Raw genomic sequence first — 19295 nt, 5'->3', positions numbered from 1 at the left:
GTGTTCGATAAGGCCACCGGATCGGCACTGGACCTGTTCCGCTCACGGCGGGTGGCCTCGGCGGCGCAGCGGATCATGCTCATCGCCCGCTACGGGGGCTGCACCAAACCCGGCTGCACCGTGGGCGCCTACGGCAGCCAAGTCCACCACGCCGCCCAAGACTGGGCCGATGACGGCCAAACCAACATCAACGACCTCGCCCTAGCGTGCGGACCCGATAACCGCATGGTCGGCCCCGACGGCTGGAGCACCCGCATCAACGCGACCAACGACGTCGAATGGATCCCACCCCCACACCTGGACACCGGCCAAGCCCGCACCAACGACTACCACCGCCCCGAACGACTCCACCGACCACCCGAAGACGATCTAGATACGCCAAGCCCCAACGGCGACAACGAAAGTCGGGCAGGTCCAGAAGACGGCGCGGCCTGACCTAACCCGTCGAGGCCAGCTCGTGAAAGTTGCTGCGGTGGAAGACCATCGGGGCGACATCGGGATACATCGCCAGTGAGACGATCCGGAGCACCACGATCTCGTGGTCGCCGGCGTCGACTCGCTTGTACGGTGCGCACTCCAGCCACAGCGTCGCACCGTGAACGAAGACCGCGCCGCTGTCGGTCGCCATCCAGTCGACTTCGCTGAACCGGTCGCCGGTCTTCGACGCGAGTGAACGCGCCACCGGCGCGTGGTCACCTGCCAGCACGGAGAGCCCAAGACGCTGCAACCGTGCCAGTTTCGGCCAGGTGGTCGACGACTTGGCCACACACACCGACACCAGTGCAGGGTCGAGCGAAACCGAGGTGAAGGAACTCGCCGCCATCCCCTCGGCGACGCCGTCGAGCAGGCCGCAGAAAGCTGTCACCCCGCTCGGGAAACAGCCGAACGCCTGACGCAGCAGAGCCTGGTCAAACCTCTCGTCCACCGCCGCGATCACGACGACACCGCCGCGACGAACCGACGGGCGACCGTGAGCCACTTCTCCAAATCCTCGGATGTCTCGTAGTCGGAGTCGAGCAGATACAGGCTTGGTGCGGGGCAGCTGGCACCGATCTCGACAAGCACTGGGCGCAAGGTCAATTCGGGGGCAAGCGCATGCGCGTACGAGCCGCCGAGCATGAGCGGAAACGTCGTGATCTGACCGAGTTCGCCTGCCCCGAACTGGTCGAGGAACAGTTTCAGCAACCCGGTGTAGGTGGCCTTGAACGTCGGGGAGGCGACCACCAATGAGTCCGCGGCCTTCACGATCTCCTTGGCCTCGGCCACCTTGGGGTCACCCCACCCGAGGAGGCCGGCACCTAGGTCGACGACGTCGATAACATGTTGAGGCGCAACGCCGGTCAACCTTTCGGCGACCAACTCGGCCGCGGCCCGCGTCCTCGACATCGGCTTGGGATTTCCTACCACGACAACAGTCATGCCGTGCAGTCAACAAGGCGTGGATTTCGTGGCTTCGGCCCGCGGGTAACACCTTCATTGCGCCGCGGTGACGCCGGACGCCGTTGATCGGCGCAATCTCACCGACACAGTTCCGACGTGACTCCGTCATCCGTTGCGGCTTTGCTCATGCCAAGAGATTGCGTGGCGCCGGCGCCCGATCGAACCCCAACGGGAATCGAGGGTAACCATGAGCGAGCACACCCCCCGCGCCAGAGTGCACGATCTGCGCGTCACCTTCCAGCGGCGCGGAGTCCCGTTGCACGCGCTTCGGGGCGTCAGCATGGACGTCCAGCCGGGCGAGGTGCTCGCACTGGTCGGCGAGTCGGGATCCGGCAAGAGCGTGATGGGTCTTGCGCTGCTCGGCCTGCTTGCAGGGGAGCCAGCACCAGTCATCAGCGGCAGGGCAGAGGTCTGCGGCATCGACATGGTCGCCGCCTCGCCAGAGGAACGGCGTCGGGTGCGAAAGGCTCACCTGGGCGCGGTGTTTCAGGATCCGATGACCTCGCTGGACCCGACCATGCGCGTCGGCAGGCAGGTGAGCGAGGCGACCGGGGACTCCGAAGAGGCAAGGCGGCTGCTGGAAATCGTCGGAGTGCCCGACCCGAAGCGGCGCATGAAAGCCTTCCCGCACGAGTTGTCCGGAGGACTGCGGCAGCGCGTGATGATCGCGATGGCAGTGGCAGGCAAGCCGGATCTGGTCATCGCCGACGAGCCGACGACCGCTCTCGATGTCACGGTGCAGGCGCAGGTGCTCGGCCTGCTCCGTGACCTGTGCAACGAACTGGGGACGTCATTCATCGTCGTCACCCACGACATTGGGGTGGCGTCCCAGATCGCCGACCGGGTCGCGGTGATGTACGGCGGACGGGTCGCCGAGCTCGGTGAGATGGACGAGGTGCTGCAGGCGCCGTCGCACCCCTACACCGTCGGGCTGCTCAACTCGCGGCTGGATCTCGACCTGCCGCTCGGTCGCGCGATTCACGCTCTGCCCGGTCAGCCGCCCGACCCCAGAGACCATCCGAAGGGATGTGCGTTCTCACCGCGCTGTCCGGCCGCGGTGCTCGCCTGTTCGGACGCGCTGCCCGAACCGACGCCCGCCGCAACGCATTCCGGTGTGGCGGCATGCATTGTCGACAATGCGACAACTGAGGCGGGCACTCGCGAGGACACTCCGCTGTTCGCGCCGATGGTCGAGGTGGACGACAGCCGAAAGGCGTTGCAGATCACCGGGATCGACAAGCGCTTCGCGGTGCGGCGCGGCTGGCTGAAGCGTGACAGCTTGCACGCGCTGCGCCACGTCATCCTCGACGTCGCGGCCGGTGAGTCGATCGCGGTGGTCGGCGAATCCGGCTCAGGCAAGTCCACGCTGCTGCGCGTAGTGGCCGGGCTGATGCGCCCGGAGGACGGGACTGTCAGCTATCTCGGGTCGCGCCCCCAGATGGTGTTCCAGGATGCGGGCGCGTCGCTGACACCGTGGATGACGGTCGGCGAGATCGTCGGTGAGCGGCTGCTGAAGACGACAGGTCGCACCGAGCGTCGCGACCGCGTCGATCAAGCACTTCGCCAAGTCGGCCTGCCGCCGGACGTCGCAAGCGTCAAGGCGACCAGCCTGTCCGGGGGGCAGCGTCAGCGCGTTGCGTTGGCGCGCGCGATCATCGTGCCGCCACGGCTGCTGCTGTGCGACGAGCCGACGTCGGCGCTCGACGCGTCACTCGCCGCGTCGGTGCTGAACCTCCTTCAGGAGTTGCGCCGCGAACTCGGGATGGCCGTCATGTTCGTCACGCATGACCTCGCCGCGGCACGGTTCATCTCGGATCGAATCGCGGTGATGTATCTCGGCCAGATCGTCGAGGTGGCACCGACAGAGGAACTGATCAACAACCCGAAACACCCCTATACGAAGGCGCTGCTCGCCGCGGTGCCGACTCCTGGAACCGATCCGGTGCGGCTGCCGGGCGAACCGGCGAGCCCGTTGGCGATCCCGACCGGCTGCTCGTTTCATCCCAGGTGCGCAGAACGGGTGGACGGTTGTGACAGCAAGGTGCCGACATTGGTCTCCACCGACGGAACGAGCCTGCATCTGGCGTCGTGCCTGCTGGTCGCCACCGACGACTCGTCTGCCGGTCAGGTGGCGTAATGCCATTGCTACGCAAGTGAATCCGATGAGACATAGAGCGCGCCTGTGATGAGGAGATGGAGATGACGAAAAAGTTCCACCTGGGCTGGTTCATGAATTTCATCCCCCCGGAATGGGATACGCCGTGGGCGTCGCCGGATGTGGCGAACTGGCCCAACGGCAAGTTCTACGTCGACATGGCGAAGAGCATGGAGCGCGCCTGCTTCGACTACATCATGATCGAGGACACCGTTATGGTGGCCGACTCCTATGGCGGCACCATGGAGGGCTCGCTGAAGAACTCGGTGTTCGCACCGAAGCACGATCCAATCCCGTTGGCGGTGTTGATCGCGGCGAACACGTCGAAACTCGGTGTGGTGGCGACGATGTCGACGTCGTTCTATCCGCCATATCTGTTGGCGCGGCTGGCATCGACCGTGGACTCGATCGCCGAGGGCCGCTTCGGCTGGAACATCGTGTCCTCGGCCGAGGACCGGGCCGCTCAGAACTTCGGCCTCGACGCGCTGCCCGAGCACGATGAGCGCTACAACGTCGCTGACGAATACTACGACCTCGTCTGCGAACTGTGGGATTCGTGGGATGCGGACGCGGTGGTGATGGACCGCGAGACCCATACGTATGCCGACTTCAAGAAGGTCCGCACCATCGACTTCGTCGGCAAATACTTCAAGTCGCGGGGACCGCTGAACACGGTGCCCTCCCCGCAACACAAGCCGACGATCCTGCAGGCGGGGGCATCGCCGCGGGGTCGGGCCTTCGCAGCCCGCGCCGCCGATGCGATCGTCGCCGTCGGCACCGGCACCGCAGGCATGAAGGCCTACCGCGACGACATCAGGGCCCGCGCCGAGGCGGCGGGACGCAATCCCGACGACGTCAAGCTCATGTTCTGCGTGTCACCGGTCGTCGCCGCCAGCGAGGATGAGGCCAGGGCGCAGATCGACCGGCTCACCGCGCTCGACAGCTACATCGAAAAGCAGTTGGCCGCAATCTCGTCCAACACCGAGATCGACTTCAAGCAGTTCGATTGGGACGAGCCACTTCCCGAGGGCCTGACCACCAACGGGGAGCGGGGCTCGCTAGAGCACTTCATGCGCGGCGACGGCAGTCCGGGTCCGAAGACGTTGCGGCAGTTGGCCATTGACTGGGCCACCACCGGCGTCGAGTTCGTCGGAACGCCTGAGCAGGTCGCCCGCAAGATGGGCGAGACGATGGAGGAGATCGGCGGCGACGGCTTCCTGATCATGAAGCCGGGCTGGGACCTGAACCGCAACTACATCTCGTCGATCACCGACGGGTTGGTGCCCGAATTGCAGCGGCTCGGCCTCACCAGGACCGAATACACGCAGTCAACGCTGCGGCAGACACTGCGCGAGTTCTAACCACAAGACACCACAAGGAGGCGTCAATGGCGGTCGCGGAATACTACGTACCCGCACCACTTGTGCGGCACCGAAGCCGCATCGGCTTTTCGGTCAGGCAATACTTCCACGGCACCTCGGTGCCCAGCTACGTCGCGTTCGGCGCGTTGGCCGCGGTGATGCTGATCGCGATCTTCGCAAGGCAGATCGCGCCCTACGACCCGCTGGCCGCCGTCGGGCAGCCGATGACGGCCCCGAACGCCGTCAACCTGCTCGGCACCGACACCGTCGGACGGGACGTGCTCAGCCGGGTCCTGGCCGGCATGCAGAGCAGCTGGTTCGGTGCACTTGCGGTGTGCGCGTTCGGGGTGCTGTTCGGTGGTCTGGTCGGGCTCATCGCCGGAGCGTGCGGCGGTTGGTTCGACGCCGTGCTGATGCGCGTGACCGACGCGTTCCTCTCGCTTCCGGGACCGATCCTGGCGCTGGCGGTGGTGGCCGCGATCGGGCGGTCCTACACCCATACGCTGATCGGCGTCGCGATCGTCTGGTGGCCGCTCTACACGCGGATCGTGCGGTCGGAGGTCCGGAGGTTGAAAGCCTCGCCGCATCTGGAAGCAGCGAAGGTGGGCGGTGCCGGTAGGTGGCGGCTGATGTACCGCCATCTGCTGCCAGGCGCGATACCCGTCACGATCGTGACAGCCAGCCTCGACATCGCGGCTCTGGTCCTGATGGTGGCGGGCCTGTCGTTCCTCGGTCTCGGTGCGCCGCAGCCTGCACCCGAACTCGGTTCGATGAGCGCGCAGGGCGTCACCTACATCTTCAGCGCCTGGTGGATTCCGATCGTGCCTGCTTTCGCCGTTGCGGTCATCGCGATCGTCGCGAACTTCGCGGGCGACGCGATCCGCGACCGGATCCGCGACCGCTGATGCTGACCGTCTTGCCGAGGCGTCTGCTCGGCGCGATCCCCGTTCTGCTCGTGCTCGTCCTTGCAGTGTTCACGCTGCAGAAGGTGGCGCCGGTGGACCCCGTCGCCGCGCTCGTCGGCGCCAAGGCCTCGCCGGAGGTGTACGAGGCGGCGCGGCACAAGCTGGGCCTGGATTCCCCACTGCCCGTGCAGTTTTGGCAGTACCTGACGCATGCGGTCAGGGGCGATCTCGGCGAGTCGAGCGTCACCCGCACCCCCGTGCTGGCCGACCTCGCGCAGTTCCTGCCGGTTACGCTCGAGTTGCTCTTCGTTGCGCTCGTCTTCACGGTGGTCATCGGCTTCTTCATGGGCCTGGCCACGGCGCAGGGCTGGCGCGGGTCCGGGGTACTGCGAGTGATGATGGTGTCCGGCGCGTCGGTGCCGGTGTTTCTGGCCTGCCTGCTCGGCATGCTGGTGTTCTACCGTTGGCTCAACATTCTGCCGGTCACCGATCAAACGTCCTACATCGACGCCCCGACCGGCCCGACGCACTTCCTGCTGGTCGACAGCCTATTGGCCGGACGACCCGAAGTGTTCTTCGACGACCTGTACCACCTTGTGCTGCCCGCGTTTTGCCTGGCGTTGACACCGGCCGCGGCCGTCGGACGGGTGTTGCGCAGCAGCCTGGAGGCGACGCAGCGGGCTGACCACACCCGAACGGCGCGCGCAAAAGGGCTGGGGGAGAAGCAGATCCTGATCATGCATTCGCTGCGCAACTCCGTCGGCCCGGTGTTCGCGTTGATCGGCCTGCAGCTCGCGCTGATGGTCGGCAACTGCATTCTCGTCGAGCTGATTTTCGCCCGACCGGGTATCGGGCTGTACATCTCCCGCGCCATCGACAAGGCCGATTTCAACGCGATCGCGGGGGTGACGCTGGCCGTCGGACTGCTCTATGTGCTGACCAACATCGCCGTCGACCTCATGCAGTCGATCGCGGATCCGCGGGTGGCACTCTGACACGCGAGCAGTTGGGCGGCTCGTTGCCTTGGCTGCTGATCAGCTCGTGGATGTGGCATCTCACGCGGTGGGGCGGCCTGTTCCTGGGGACGTACCTGGTCACCCACCTGGGTGGGCAGCCGATCGCCAACCAGTTCGTCGGCGTCGCCATGTTCGCCCCGATGTTGCTCGGCACCTACGTGTCCACTCGGGTCGACCTCGACCACCGCAGACTGGTTCTGGTCACCGAGCTTGTGCTGCTGCCCATTTCGGTGTTGATGGCCGTGCTCGTCTGCAGTGGAGCCGTCGCGACGTGGATGGTCTTCCCGTACGAATTGGCATTCGGATTCGGTGGCATGGTCAACATGACCGCGCAGCGCGCACTGCTGTTCGGGATGGCAGGTCCGCTTCGTTCGATGCGCGTGCTGAACACCGAACTCGCGGGCATGGCGAGCGCCATGATGCTGGGGCCGCTCATCGGCGGGATCACCATCGCGAAGTTCGGCCTCGGCGTCGCATTCGGCGTTCCGGCCGCGCTGCTCGCCTGTTCGGCGCCGCTGCTGTGGCTCTCGACACGCCACCTGCCCGCCCAACCACGCGGAGCAACCGCGGCGACACCCGTGGGCAGCGGCCACTGGCGACTGCTGCGCACCTCGCGGCCGCTCGCGGTGATTCTGTTGGTGACGTTGATCTGCAATCTGTGCTACTTCGCGTTCACACCGCTGGTACCGGTGATCGCCAAGCACCTGGGCGCGGGCCCGGCGATGGCAGGGCTGATCGGCGCGACCGCAGGCATTGTGCAACTGGTGATCGCCGCGGCACTGATCGTCCGGCCGGCGCGGCATCCGATCCCCACGTACACCGCCGGCGTCGTGCTGTGCCTGTTCGGCCTCGGGATACTGTCCTACACACCGGTTTTGACCGTCGCCCTGCTTGCCTTGGGTGTGGCGGGGATCGGCCAGGCGCTCTTCGGCTCGACGCAGGCGACGTTGCCGTTCACCGCGGTCGCACCGCACGAACGCGCCGCCGCGCTCGGGCTCATCACCACGACCATCGGCGTCGCGCTACCGACAGGCATGGTGATCCTCGGCGTGACATCCAGTCTGTTCGGTGCGCAGCTGGCAATGCTGTTGTCGGCCTTCATCGGGCTGGTCGCGCTCGTCGTCACGCTGCTGACTTCACGCGGAGCGATAAGCGTTGGCGGAGAAGGCGACTCGATCGCCGCGCAGCCGGAGCTGGGCGAGCGCGCGCGGCTGGGCGTTCTCATCCTCGATGACGTCCTCGAGCCAGACCAGCGGAGCGCCGACGTCGACCCCGATGAGCTCGGCGGTCTGCTCGTCGGCGGCGACCGCGCCGATGGTGGTTTGACTGCCGCCGATGCGAACCCCGAGCTGGCGCTCGAGGATCAAAATGACGTCGGGCTCCTCGATGTCGAAGTCCGGCGACTCGTCCTCGCTGAGGGCGATGTAATTGACCGACAATCCCAGCGGCAGACCGTTTTCCAGCACCAGGCTTTCGATCATCAGCACGGTCCAGCCGACAGGCAGCCGTAGCCGGTCACGCACCATCGGCGGGCAGCCCAGCAGTCGGCGCTCCAGGGTGCGCGCCTCCACCGTGCTGGACGGTTCGGTGGCGAATTGCGCGACCGGGCTCAGCTGGTCGATGCGCAACAGCAACGAACCGGTGGCCCGTGTCCCGTTCTTGGGCTCGCGGGTGACAAGCCCCTCGCGGGCGAGTTGCTGCAGCACGGTCCGGATGGTGTTGCGGCTCGCGGACAGTGCGTCGGTGAGGTCTCGTTCAACGAGGGGCATGTGCCTGCCGCCGCTGACCAGCGTCGAGCGCAGCAGGTCATAGGTGCGCCTTGCCGAGTTGTTCAGCCGGTCCGGGCTTTGCCGCTGACGTTGGTAGAGCACCTCCGGCGGGACCTGACCGGTCGGCAACAACCGCGCACGACATGCTGCATATGAGGATGGTTCACGTGTTGACACGCGTTCATTGGACACCGCGATTGTTAACGGATCCGGGCGTCGTTGATTCGCCCGAGTTACGTTGCGGGCATCCTGCGGCCGACCACGTGGGCCAACTGTGCGCTACCTAACAAAACGATCGCGATGAGGGCGAACAGCGCTGCGATCCCGATCTGAGCCTCGAGCACCGCGCAGCCGACCGAGCCCGCGAGCAAACCGATGCCCGCTGAAATCCGGAACTTCGCAAGACCCGCCGAGGACTCGCCGACCTGGGCTACGACCATTACGGGAAGACTTGCGGTCGCTCCCGCCAGGCTGACACCGAACAATGCCGATGCCACCAGATACGTTGTCGCGCCGGGGATCAGGGCAAGCAGCGTCGCGCACACCATGCCCAACGCGAATGACGTGATGAGCACCGCGACGACCCCGATGTGCCGGATGATGCGATAAGCCACTGCAAGAACGGCGATCTCGACACCTGACATCAGTGCGATGGCCGCGGTGATCGTGATCGTCGGGTACTCGCGGGCGGCTCCTGCCAGCGGGAGCGCGGTGAACAACACGCCGCCACGCAAGAAGTCGCCGCTCATCGCCAGGATCAGCGCGGCACCGCTGCCTGGTGTCCTGTCCAACTTCGGCAGGCTGATTCGCGGCGGCGGTGACTCGGGCGGCGCGGCGAGGCTGGGCAGGGCGGCGGCCAGCGCGGCAGCGACGACCACGGCCAGCCCGCCGGTGACGACGAACGCGATCTGATAGCCGGCCCGTCCCGCGATGAGACCCGCAACCAACAGGCCACCCGGTGAGCCGACAGCGCCGCCGAACAGGAAGGCCGCGTTGAAGCGGCCGAGCGAGCGGGCGATGTCGCCGGTGGCACTATCGACGCGAACCGCGGCCTGCAGTCCGGCGCCGAGCACCACGCCGCCACCAAAGCCCTGCATGACTCGCGACGCCATCAGAAGGACGCCGCCGGACGCCAGGCCCATGCCGATGCACGCCGCGCCGAACAGGCACAGTCCGATGGTCAGCGCTGCCCTTGAGTCAAGCCGCGGGACGAATCTGGTGCCGAATACGTCGATCACGATCACGCCCAACGCCGCGCTCAGCATGAAGACGCCGATGTAGATGCTGTTGTGCCAGAACTCGCGCACGAAAAGGACTTCCAGCGGGGCGGTGAGGCTCATGGCGACCCCGCTCGCGGCCATCAAGGGCAGGAACCATCGCGACCGCGGGATCGGCCCGCACCGTGCCTGCGTCATCAGGATGTCGATGCGAGGCGCGAAGAGGCGGCGAACGGCAGACCCACCGTCTCGGCGACCTCGAGGCCGAACGCCTCCAGCCCGATGCGCTTGACCGGGTGATTCGTCAGTAGCCGCATCCGCCGCACCCCGAGGTCGGCGAGGATCTGTGCGCCAAGACCGTAGTCGCGCGCATCTGCGCCGGCGTCCTCGAGATGATGCGCGTGCCTGCGCTCGTGACCGCGAAGGTATACCACGACGCCGCGACCCTCGGCGGCGATCATCTGCATCCCGCGCTGCAATTCGCCATGGCAATCGCAGCCGGCGGATGCGAAGACATTGCCCGTCAGACACTCCACTTGCACCCGTACCAGCGGCGGCGAAATAGTTTGTCCGGCAACGTCTCCCATCGCCAGTGCGATGTGCTCGCGTCCGTCCAGCACGGACCTGAAGCCGTAGGCCTGGAACTCGCCGTGCTCCGTCGGCAGCCTGCTGCTTGCCTTGCACTCGACGAGTCGTTCGGTGCGATGCCGGTAGGAGATCAACTCGGACATCGTCACGATCGCCAGGCCGTGTTTGGCGGCGAAGGCGCGCAATCGTGCGCCGCGCGCCACCGTGCCGTCGTCGTCGACTACTTCGCCCATCACCGCGACGGGCGGCAGTCCGGCCATTTGTGTCAGGTCGACGGCCGCCTCGGTGTGACCCGCCCGGCGCAGCACGCCGCCGTCCACGGCCCGCAGCGGAAACACATGACCGGGCCGAATCAGATCGCGCGGTTCAGTGTTGGGGTCGGCGAGCAGTGAGATCGTGCGGGCCCGGTCGGCGGCCGAGATGCCGGTGGTGATGCCCGTGCGGGCGTTCACCGAAACCGCGTATCCGATGCCGCGTGAGTCCTCGCTGACCGCGACCATCGGCGGCAGCTGCAGGCGGTCGAGGTCGGCGGCCGGCATGGGCACGCACAGGATGCCGCCCGTGTGGCGCACCATGAACGCCACCCGCTCGGGCGTTGCGTGCGAGGCGGCGAGCATGAGATCGCCGTCGTCGTGCGGGTTTTCGGCGTCGACGACGATGACCATCCGGCCTGCGCGCAACGCGCTGACCGCTGCTCCGACAGGATCGCCTGCGCGGTGTGCGCGCCTGCGGATCCCGATGACACCCATGCTCAGAACTCGCGCAGAGTGTCTCGCAGGTGCGCGTGCGTGTACTGCGTGCGGGCCAGTCCCTGGCGCTGCAGCGCGGGGATGAGTCCTTCGCAGATCTCGGTGATGTAGGCCCTGCTCACCCGGTTGGTGCTGATGAGGAAGCCGTCGCCGCCAACGGCTTCCATTGCCTCGCCCATCTTGGTGGCGACCTGGTCGGGGGTGCCGACCAACTCGATGGAGTCCGACGTTCCGCCTGCGTCAAGGACCAACTGGCGCAGTGTTTTACCGCTGCCCCATTGCGCGAACTTGTCGAGGGAGCCGCGCTCGCCGTTGGTCTCCAGTGGCGGAAGCGGCTCGTCGAGGTCGTAGACCGAGAAGTCGATGTCGGTGACCGACGAGATGCTGGCCAACGACTGCTCGAAGAACGCCGGGTCCTCCGAGGCGGCCTTCTTGCGGGCCAGCGCCTCCTGTTCGGTCTCGCCGAGGGTCGGGCTCACGACGAACAGCACCTTGATGTCGTCGGGGTTGCGGCCCTGCGCCGCGGCCCTGGCCCGCACGTCGTCGCGGTAGGACTTCATCCCCTCCACTCCGTTGGCGACGGCGATGATCGAGTCTGCGTATTTCGCCGCGAACTGACGTCCCTTTGGCGATCCCCCGGCCTGCACGAAGGTGGGTTGGCCCTGCGGGGAGCGCACCGTGTTCAGCGGGCCGCGGGACTTGAAGTACTTGCCCGCGAAGTGAATTGCGTGCACCTTCTTGAAGTCGGCGTAGGTGTTGGTCTCCCGGTCGCGGATCACCGCGTCGGGCTCCCACGAATTCCACAGCTGGCAGACCAGGTCGACGTACTCGTCGGCGATGTCGTAGCGCAGGTCGTGTTCGGTGAGCTTGTCCATGCCGAAGTTCTGCGCCGAACCGTCCTCACCGGAGGTGACGATGTTCCAGCCGAAGCGTCCCTCGGCGATGCTGTCGAGCGTCGAGGCAAGCCGGGCGAGCAGGAACGGCGGGTAGAAGGTCGTCGACATGGTTGCGACGACGCCCATTTTCGAGGTGGCCGCGGCCATGATCGCGGCCAGCGGTGCCGGGTCGTGCTTGGGCGCCATGGTCGCGTACTTCAGGTACGCCTCGGAGTTGCCGCCGTAGGCCTCGGACACCATCAGCGTGTCCTCGATCATGATGTAGTCGAAGCAGGCCTTCTCCATCGCTTGGGCCATCTCGATGTAGAACTTCCCGTTCCAGGGGTTTCCGTCGTTGCCGAACGGAGAGTTCCACTCGTTCGCCGTGAAGTTCATGAACCAGCCGAGGTGAAATCGCTTGTCGGTCATCAGAACTCACGCAGGTGGTCGCGAAGCATGGTGGTGGTGTACTCCGAGCGGACAAGGCCGCGTTTCTGTAGCTCCGGGATCAGGCCATCGGTGATCTCGGTGACGTAGCGGCGGTTCAGTCGCATCACCGGGCTGGTGATCAGGTAGCCGTCACCTCCGACCTCGTCCATCACCGCCCCCATCTCATCGGCGACCTCTGCTGGCGTGCCGATGAACGGGACATTGCCGGAAAGCCCGCTGCCGGTGACGATTTCGCGCAGTGTCTTGCCCTTTCCGCGGGCCAGGAAGCTCTCGAGCGCGCCGCGCTCGCCGTTGGTCGACACGTCTGAGGGCACCGGTTCGTCGAGATCGAACTGGGCGAAGTCGATCTCGGTGATCGACGAGATCTCGGCCAGCATGTACTCGATGTAGAGCGGATCGTTGAACCACCGCTCCCGCTTGGCCAGCGCCTCCTCGTGGGTATCGGCGACGATCGGGGTGACGAGATAGAGCAGCTTGCAGTGTGACGGGTCGCGGCCGTTGGCCTTCATCCTCGCGTGGATGTCGTCGCGGTAGGCCTTCATCGCTTCCACGCCGTTGGCGGGCGCGACGATCGTGTCGGCGTGTTGCGCGGCAAGCTCGCGTCCCGGCGGCGACGCCCCCGCCTGGGCGATGGTTGGGCGGTATTGCGGTGACGGTGCGGTGTTCAGCGGACCTCGCGACTTGTAGTACTTGCCCTCGAAGTCGATCGTGTGGACCTTCTTGTAGTTGGCGTAGGTCCCGGTCATGTAGTCGCGTTCGATGGCATCGGGCTCCCACGACTCCCACAGCTTGCTCACCAATTCCAGGTATTCGCTTGCCATTGCGTAGCGCTCGTCGTGCTCGTAGAGCTTGTCGAGCCCGAAGTTCTGCGCGGCGCGATCCTCTCCCGAGGTGACGACGTTCCAGCCGAACCGGCCGCGCGCGATGTGGTCGATGGTGCTGCACAGCCGGGCCAGCAGGAACGGCGGATAGAAGCTGGTCGACATCGTCGGGACGACCCCGAGTCGGGTGGTGGCGGCGGCCATCAGCACCGCGAGCGGAACCGGATCGTGTTTGGGATTCACACCGTGCTTGAGGTCGTGCTCCATGGTGCCGCCGTAGGCGGTCGACACCATGAGCTTGTCCTCGATCAGCACATAGTCGAACTTGGCGCGCTCGAGATCCTTGGCCATTTCGACGTAGAAGTCGCCGGTGAAGTCGCGGCCACCGTCGCCCCAGTTTCCGTTCCACTCGTCGGCGACGAAGTTCAGAAACCATCCCAGATGGAACATGTTGGTCATGCCCTCAAGGGAAGTCGGGACGCGTTACCTCAACGTGTCGGCGTGGTACCGCCGAGATTGCGCTACGCCTGCTCGGCGGCGGCGACGTAACGCGGGAACACCCCGACCGGGGCGGGCAGCGTGGTGCCCGGCGCCAACCGCGTGCCGATGGCCGCGAAGCTCCGCTGATCCTCGGCCTGGCCCAGCAGTTCGAGCAGCTTGCCCGTTGACTCCGGCATCACCGGCTGGGAAAGCAGCGTCGCGATCCGCACCGTCTCCAGCGTCGTGTACAGCACAGTCCGGAACCGGTCTTGGTCGGTCTTGCGCAACACCCACGGCTCCTGTGCGGAGAAGTATTTGTTAGCGGCGGACAGCACCGACCAGATCGCCTCGAGCGCGAGATGCATTGCGGTGGCGTCGTAATGGCTGCGGACCCGGTCCATCAGCGCATCGGCCAACTCCAGCAGCGACTTGTCCTCGGCGGTGAATTCGCCTGGCTCAGGGACCTTTCCGTCGAGGTTCTTGGCCACCATCGACAGCGAGCGCTGTGCCAGATTGCCCAACTCGTTGGCCAGGTCGGCGTTGATGCGGCCGATGATCGCGTCTTCGCTGTAGCTGCCGTCCTGCCCGAACGGCACCTCGCGCAGGAAGAAGTAGCGCACCCGGTCCACGCCGAACGTGTCGATCAGGTTCAGCGGGTCGACGACGTTGCCAACCGACTTGCTCATCTTCTCGCCGCGGTTGAGCAGGAAGCCGTGCACAAAGACCTTGCGCGGCAACTCGATTCCCGCAGACATCAGAAACGCCGGCCAGTACACCGTGTGGAACCGGATGATGTCCTTGCCGATCATGTGCAGGTCGGCCGGCCAAAACCGCTTGAACAACTCCGATGAAGTGTCCGGAAAGCCAACGCCCGTCAGGTAATTCGTCAGCGCGTCCACCCACACGTACATCACGTGATCCGGGTGATCGGGCACCGGCACACCCCAGTCGAACGTCGTCCGCGAAATCGAAAGGTCGCGCAGCCCACCGGAGACGAAGCTGACCACCTCGTTGCGCCGCACCTCGGGCTCGATGAACTCCGGATGCTCCTCGTAGAGTGCGAGCAGCCGGTCGGCGTAAGCCGACAGCTTGAAGAAATATGTCTGCTCCTCGGTCCACGTCACCGGCGCCCCGGTTTCGGTGGCGATGCGCACGCCGTCGGCGCCGACGACCGTCTCGGCCTCGGTGAAGAAGCGCTCGTCGCGCACCGAGTACCAGCCCTTGTAGGCGTCGAGGTAGATGTCGCCTGCCTCATTCATCCGGCGCCAAATCTCCTTGGACGCCTCGTAGTGGTCGGCATCCGAGGTGCGGATGAACCGGTCGAACGAGATGTTGAGCCGCTCCTGCATCCGCTGGAACACGTCGGAATTGCGGCGCGCCAGTTCGGCAGCCGGAATGCCCTGGGCCGCCGCGGTCTCGGCCATCTTCTGCCCGTGTACATCGGTGCCGGTGAGGAAGCGCACGTCGTAGCCGTCGAGTCGCTTGAACCGCGCGATCGCGTCTGTGGCGATGTATTCGTAGGCGTGTCCGACGTGCGGGTCGCCGTTCGGGTAGGCGATGGCTGTCGTGATGTAGTACGGCTCACTCATTTGTCCTCACCTTATGGTGTTGTCGTGAATCAGAAGCGTCCGGCGCCGCCCGCACCGGAGCCGCTGACCCCGCTGATCGACGCGCACACCCACTTGGACGCCTGCGGTGCCACCGATGCCGCCAGCGTGACCGCGATCGTCGACCGTGCCGCTGCGGTGGGCGTGCAGGCCGTCGTCACCATCGCCGACGACCTGGAGTCCGCGCGCTGGGTGACCGAGGCCGCTGACGCCGACTCACGCGTCTACGCGGCCGTCGCACTGCACCCGACGCGTGCCGACGCGCTCACCGACGAGGCCAAGGCCGTCATCGAGCGACTGGCCGGGCACCCGCGCGTCGTCGCGATCGGCGAGACCGGCATGGACATGTACTGGCCGGGCAAGCTCGACGGCTGCGCCGAACCCGCCGCCCAGCGCGACGCCTTCGCCTGGCATATCGACCTCGCAAAGCGCACCGGCAAGCCGCTGATGATCCACAACCGCGACGCCGACAGCGAGGTCCTCGACGTCCTGGCCGCCGAGGGGGCACCGGAGACGGTGATCTTCCACTGCTTCTCGTCGGACGCGGCGATGGCCCGCACATGTGTGGCCAACGGCTGGCTGCTCAGCCTGTCCGGCACGGTCAGCTTCAAAAACGCCAAAGCGCTGCGCGAAGCCGCCCGGCTGATCCCGGCTGACCAGCTGCTCGTCGAGACCGATGCGCCGTTTTTGACCCCGCACCCGTATCGTGGGGCCCCGAACGAGCCGTACTGCCTGCCCTACACAGTGAGGGCGCTCGCCGAAGTCGTCGATCGCCCGGCAGAAGATGTTGCCCAGGCAAGTACTGCAACTGCCCTACGTGCGTATGGGCTGGAGAGTTGCCGCCCCTAGGCCGATTCGTTACCGTGCTGTGATCGAACGGGGGGGTCGGCCCAGCCGACGACCGTCCGATAGTCGGGGATAGACCAGGCAATTGAATACTCTTAATAAGCTTCACGAAGCGCGCTCGCCGATGCTTCGCCTGCTGGTTGGTGCGATGTTGCTCGCACTCAGCTTCGCGGGCGGGTACGCCGTCGCCGCGCACAAGACTGTCAAACTGACCGTCGACGGCTCCGAAATGACGGTTGCCACGATGAAGTCGCGCGTGATCGATGTCGTCAAGGAGAACGGCTTCGACGTCGGCGAGCGCGACGACCTCTACCCCGCAGCCAACGACGAGGTGCACCAGTCAGAATCGATCGTGCTTCGCCGCAGTCGGCCCCTCCAGATTTCGCTTGACGGACAGAACAGCAGGCAGGTCTGGACCACCGCGTCGACCGTCGACGAAGCACTGGCGCAGCTGCGGATGAGTGACAAGGCGCCTGCCGCCGCATCCCGCGGCAGTCGCGTCCCGCTTGCCGGTATGTCACTGCCCGTGGTGAGCGCAAAAACGGTGCAGCTCAACGACGCTGGCGTGATTCGCACGCTGCGCATCGCAGCTCCGAACGTCGCGGCTCTGCTCGAAGCTGCGGGTGTTCCGCTGATGCAGAAGGATGCCGTCGTGCCCAACGCGTGGGCCCCGATCGTCGACAACATGCAGATCCAGGTGACCCGCATCCGGATCGACAAAGTCACCGAGCGCATGCCGTTGCCGCCCGACAACAAGCAGGTCCCCGACCCCACGCTGAACATGAGCCGTCAGGTCGTCGAGGACCCGGGGACGCCGGGCACCCAAGACGTCACCTTCGCCGTCGCGACCGTCAACGGAGTGGAGACCGGCAGGTTGCCAGTAGCCAATGTCGTTGTGAATCCGGCCCGCGACGGCGTGCTTCGCATCGGCGCCAAGCCGGGCACAGAAGTTCCCCCGGTAACAAACGGACCTGTCTGGGATGCCCTCTCTCGGTGCGAAGCCGGAGGTAACTGGGCCATCAATACCGGCAATGGATTTTACGGTGGCGTTCAATTCGACCAAAACACCTGGGAACGACAGGGCGGTCTGCGGTATGCTCCGAGGGCGGATCTGGCTACAAGAGAAGAACAGATCGCGATTGCTGAGGTCACTCGGGCGCGACAAGGTTGGGGCGCGTGGCCCGTGTGTAGCGGGAGGATTGGAGCGCGCTGACTATTCGACTCCTCGGGCGGACCGAGATACGACACCTGGCGAAAGAGATCGACTTCAGGCCCCGAAAGTCTTTCGGCCAGAACTTCGTCCATGACGCGAACACCGTTCGCCGTATCGTTTCGGCCTCCGGTGTCAATCGGCACGACCATGTTCTCGAGGTCGGTCCCGGCCTCGGCTCGTTGACACTGGCCCTGCTCGACAGGGGTGCCAGGGTGACGGCCGTCGAGATCGATCCCGTGCTGGCCCGTCAGCTGCCGAAGACCATCGCCGAGCATTCGCACAGCGAGATCAACCGGCTCACGGTGCTCAACCGCGACGTCCTCACAGTGCATCCGCCCGACCTCGAAGAGCAGCCCACCGCGCTGGTGGCCAACCTGCCTTACAACGTCGCCGTTCCGGCCCTGCTGCACCTGCTCGCCGAGTTCCCGTCGATCCGGACGGTGATGGTGATGGTGCAGGCCGAGGTCGCCGAGCGACTGGCCGCCGAACCCGGTGGCAAGGAGTACGGCGTGCCAAGCGTGAAGGTCCGGTTCTACGGCAACGTGCGGCGCTACGGCATGGTGTCGCCGACGGTGTTCTGGCCCATTCCGCGGGTGTATTCCGGGCTGGTCCGCATCGACCGGCACGAGGTCTCGCCGTGGCCGACCGACGCCGACTTCCGCACCCAGGTGTTCAACCTGATCGACGTCGCGTTCGCGCAGCGGCGTAAGACGTCGCGCAACGCGTTCGCCGAGTGGGCGGGTTCGGGCAACGAGTCGGCCCGACGCCTGTTGGCCGCAAGCATCGACCCGTCCCGCCGCGGCGAGACGTTGTCGGTGGCGGACTTCGTTCGGCTGCTGCAGCGCTCTGGAGAGTGGGAGGCCACGCCTGCCGCGCCTGCGCCGCCACAGCCCGCCGTGACGCAGCCCGCCGAACCGCAGACCCAGGAGCAGCCGGCGCAGCAGCCGCAGTTTCGCGTGATCTAACGCAGCGCGCGCGTGATCAACGCGATGAACTCCGCGCAGGAGTCGTACCTGTTGTCCGGGGTTTTCGCCAACGCTTTGCTCATCATCGAGTCGAAGGCGTGCGGCAACCACCTGACTTTGCGGGAGAGTTTCGGCGGTGGAGCGTGCAGTTGCTCGTCAACCAGTTCCATCGAAGTAGCCGCGGTGAACGGCGGCGAGCCCGTGATCAACTCGAAAGCAGTGCACGCCAGTGCATATTCGTCGGTTGCTGCCGACGGCGCCTGCCCGCGCAGTAATTCGGGCGCCGAGTAGGGCAGCGACGCCTCAACGTGTGAGGGCCTGTGGCGCATGTCCTCGGCAACCGCGTGCGCGACGCCGAAGTCGATCAGCACCGCGCCGCGTAACGAAAAGGGCAGCGATACAAGGATATTCGAAGGCTTGACGTCACAGTGCACGATGCCGAGCCGATGGGCGTAGTCCAGTGCGTCGGCGATCTGGGCCAGCGCAGCCAGCTTGTCGGGCAGGCCGACCAACTTGGTCGCGGTGCCGCCGTCGACCAATTCCATTGCCAGCCAACCCTCGCCGCATTCGTACATCTTGATGATGTGTGGATGGTCGAACTGGTGGGCGAAGTCGAATTCCCGTTGGAGCCGGGCGATCTGGGCAGGGCGACGGTGAAAATCGTCGAGAATCTTCAGCGCCACACGGCGATCCGGGGCCGTGGCGTCATGCGCCAGATACACCGTCGCATAGCCCCCGTGGCCGAGCGCGGCGTCGATGACATAGCCCTCGTAGAAGCCGCCGAGTGTCACCACGCCCCCAGCCTAGGGTTTGCTGGCGGTATTCGCTTGCCAGGAAA

General features: G+C 65.9%; 16 protein-coding genes and 2 pseudogenes. 9 read left to right on the top strand and 9 right to left on the bottom strand.

Annotated elements, in window-relative coordinates; genetic code table 11:
• Nucleotides 1–435, top strand: a pseudogene (locus GGC64_RS33980) (hypothetical protein); the annotation flags it as partial.
• Nucleotide 436: 1 nt separating this feature from the next.
• On the opposite strand, the gene GGC64_RS33975 reads toward GGC64_RS33980, so the two are convergent.
• Both GGC64_RS33975 and GGC64_RS33970 read right to left on the bottom strand, forming a co-directional pair.
• A complete protein-coding gene (locus GGC64_RS33975) occupies nucleotides 437–979 on the bottom strand; it encodes a flavin reductase family protein (RefSeq protein WP_370582481.1) in 543 nt (180 codons plus the stop codon).
• Entirely contained in the window at nucleotides 934–1419 is a 486-nt protein-coding gene (locus tag GGC64_RS33970; protein ID WP_192726986.1) for an NADPH-dependent FMN reductase, read from the bottom strand. Before GGC64_RS33970 ends, GGC64_RS33975 begins: the two co-directional genes overlap by 46 nt.
• A gap of 208 nt (nucleotides 1420–1627) precedes the next feature.
• Between GGC64_RS33970 and GGC64_RS33965 the strand changes: the two genes are divergently transcribed.
• The 5 genes and pseudogenes from GGC64_RS33965 to GGC64_RS34965 all read left to right on the top strand — a co-directional run.
• On the top strand, nucleotides 1628–3577 hold the full coding sequence (locus tag GGC64_RS33965) for an ABC transporter ATP-binding protein (RefSeq protein WP_192726985.1): 1950 nt from the start codon (nucleotides 1628–1630) through the stop codon (nucleotides 3575–3577).
• A gap of 62 nt (nucleotides 3578–3639) precedes the next feature.
• Nucleotides 3640–4956: an NtaA/DmoA family FMN-dependent monooxygenase gene (locus GGC64_RS33960; RefSeq protein ID WP_192726984.1), complete on the top strand. Its 1317-nt coding sequence runs from the start codon at nucleotides 3640–3642 to the stop codon at nucleotides 4954–4956.
• Between the two features lie 26 nt (nucleotides 4957–4982).
• Nucleotides 4983–5861: an ABC transporter permease gene (locus tag GGC64_RS33955; protein WP_192726983.1), complete on the top strand. Its 879-nt coding sequence runs from the start codon at nucleotides 4983–4985 to the stop codon at nucleotides 5859–5861.
• Between the two features lie 11 nt (nucleotides 5862–5872).
• Entirely contained in the window at nucleotides 5873–6856 is a 984-nt protein-coding gene (locus GGC64_RS33950) for an ABC transporter permease (protein ID WP_255529025.1), read from the top strand.
• Nucleotides 6857–6906: 50 nt separating this feature from the next.
• Nucleotides 6907–7995, top strand: a pseudogene (locus GGC64_RS34965) (MFS transporter); the annotation flags it as partial.
• 18 nt (nucleotides 7996–8013) lie between these two features.
• Here the strand turns inward: GGC64_RS34965 and GGC64_RS33945 are convergent.
• The 6 genes from GGC64_RS33945 to metG form a co-directional block, all read right to left on the bottom strand.
• Complete coding sequence (locus GGC64_RS33945) at nucleotides 8014–8748, bottom strand: GntR family transcriptional regulator (RefSeq protein WP_370582488.1); 735 nt, start codon at nucleotides 8746–8748, stop codon at nucleotides 8014–8016.
• A gap of 131 nt (nucleotides 8749–8879) precedes the next feature.
• The gene (locus GGC64_RS33940; protein ID WP_192726980.1) at nucleotides 8880–10061 is read right to left on the bottom strand and encodes an MFS transporter; all 1182 of its coding nucleotides are present in this window, start codon (nucleotides 10059–10061) and stop codon (nucleotides 8880–8882) included.
• On the bottom strand, nucleotides 10061–11200 hold the full coding sequence (gene ribB, locus GGC64_RS33935) for a 3,4-dihydroxy-2-butanone-4-phosphate synthase (RefSeq protein ID WP_192726979.1): 1140 nt from the start codon (nucleotides 11198–11200) through the stop codon (nucleotides 10061–10063). Before ribB ends, GGC64_RS33940 begins: the two co-directional genes overlap by 1 nt.
• 2 nt (nucleotides 11201–11202) lie before the next feature.
• Nucleotides 11203–12504, bottom strand: a complete 1302-nt coding sequence (locus tag GGC64_RS33930; RefSeq protein ID WP_192726978.1) for an NtaA/DmoA family FMN-dependent monooxygenase — start codon at nucleotides 12502–12504, stop codon at nucleotides 11203–11205.
• Nucleotides 12504–13805, bottom strand: coding sequence for an NtaA/DmoA family FMN-dependent monooxygenase (locus tag GGC64_RS33925; RefSeq protein WP_192726977.1), 1302 nt, complete (start codon nucleotides 13803–13805; stop codon nucleotides 12504–12506). The genes GGC64_RS33930 and GGC64_RS33925 overlap by 1 nt, the downstream gene beginning before the upstream one ends.
• A gap of 62 nt (nucleotides 13806–13867) precedes the next feature.
• On the bottom strand, nucleotides 13868–15415 hold the full coding sequence (gene metG, locus GGC64_RS33920; RefSeq protein WP_192726976.1) for a methionine--tRNA ligase: 1548 nt from the start codon (nucleotides 15413–15415) through the stop codon (nucleotides 13868–13870).
• Nucleotides 15416–15439: 24 nt separating this feature from the next.
• On the opposite strand from metG, the gene GGC64_RS33915 reads away from it, so the two are divergent.
• From GGC64_RS33915 to rsmA, 3 genes are all read left to right on the top strand, one after another.
• Nucleotides 15440–16282 (top strand): TatD family hydrolase, encoded by an 843-nt coding sequence (locus GGC64_RS33915; protein ID WP_192726975.1) that lies wholly within the window; start codon nucleotides 15440–15442, stop codon nucleotides 16280–16282.
• 82 nt (nucleotides 16283–16364) lie between these two features.
• On the top strand, nucleotides 16365–17492 hold the full coding sequence (locus tag GGC64_RS33910) for a resuscitation-promoting factor (protein ID WP_225952770.1): 1128 nt from the start codon (nucleotides 16365–16367) through the stop codon (nucleotides 17490–17492).
• Nucleotides 17489–18457, top strand: coding sequence for a 16S rRNA (adenine(1518)-N(6)/adenine(1519)-N(6))-dimethyltransferase RsmA (gene rsmA, locus GGC64_RS33905; protein ID WP_192727029.1), 969 nt, complete (start codon nucleotides 17489–17491; stop codon nucleotides 18455–18457). Before GGC64_RS33910 ends, rsmA begins: the two co-directional genes overlap by 4 nt.
• Here the strand turns inward: rsmA and GGC64_RS33900 are convergent.
• Entirely contained in the window at nucleotides 18454–19251 is a 798-nt protein-coding gene (locus GGC64_RS33900) for a serine/threonine-protein kinase (protein WP_192726973.1), read from the bottom strand. The genes rsmA and GGC64_RS33900 overlap by 4 nt on opposite strands.
• Between the last annotated feature and the right edge of the window lie 44 nt (nucleotides 19252–19295).

The sequence above is a fragment of the Mycobacterium sp. OAS707 genome (genome assembly GCF_014873705.1).
Classification (GTDB): Bacteria; Actinomycetota; Actinomycetes; order Mycobacteriales; family Mycobacteriaceae; genus Mycobacterium.
Note: the sequence above shows the minus strand (reverse complement) of the source record. Positions and strands in the feature narration are given on the sequence as shown.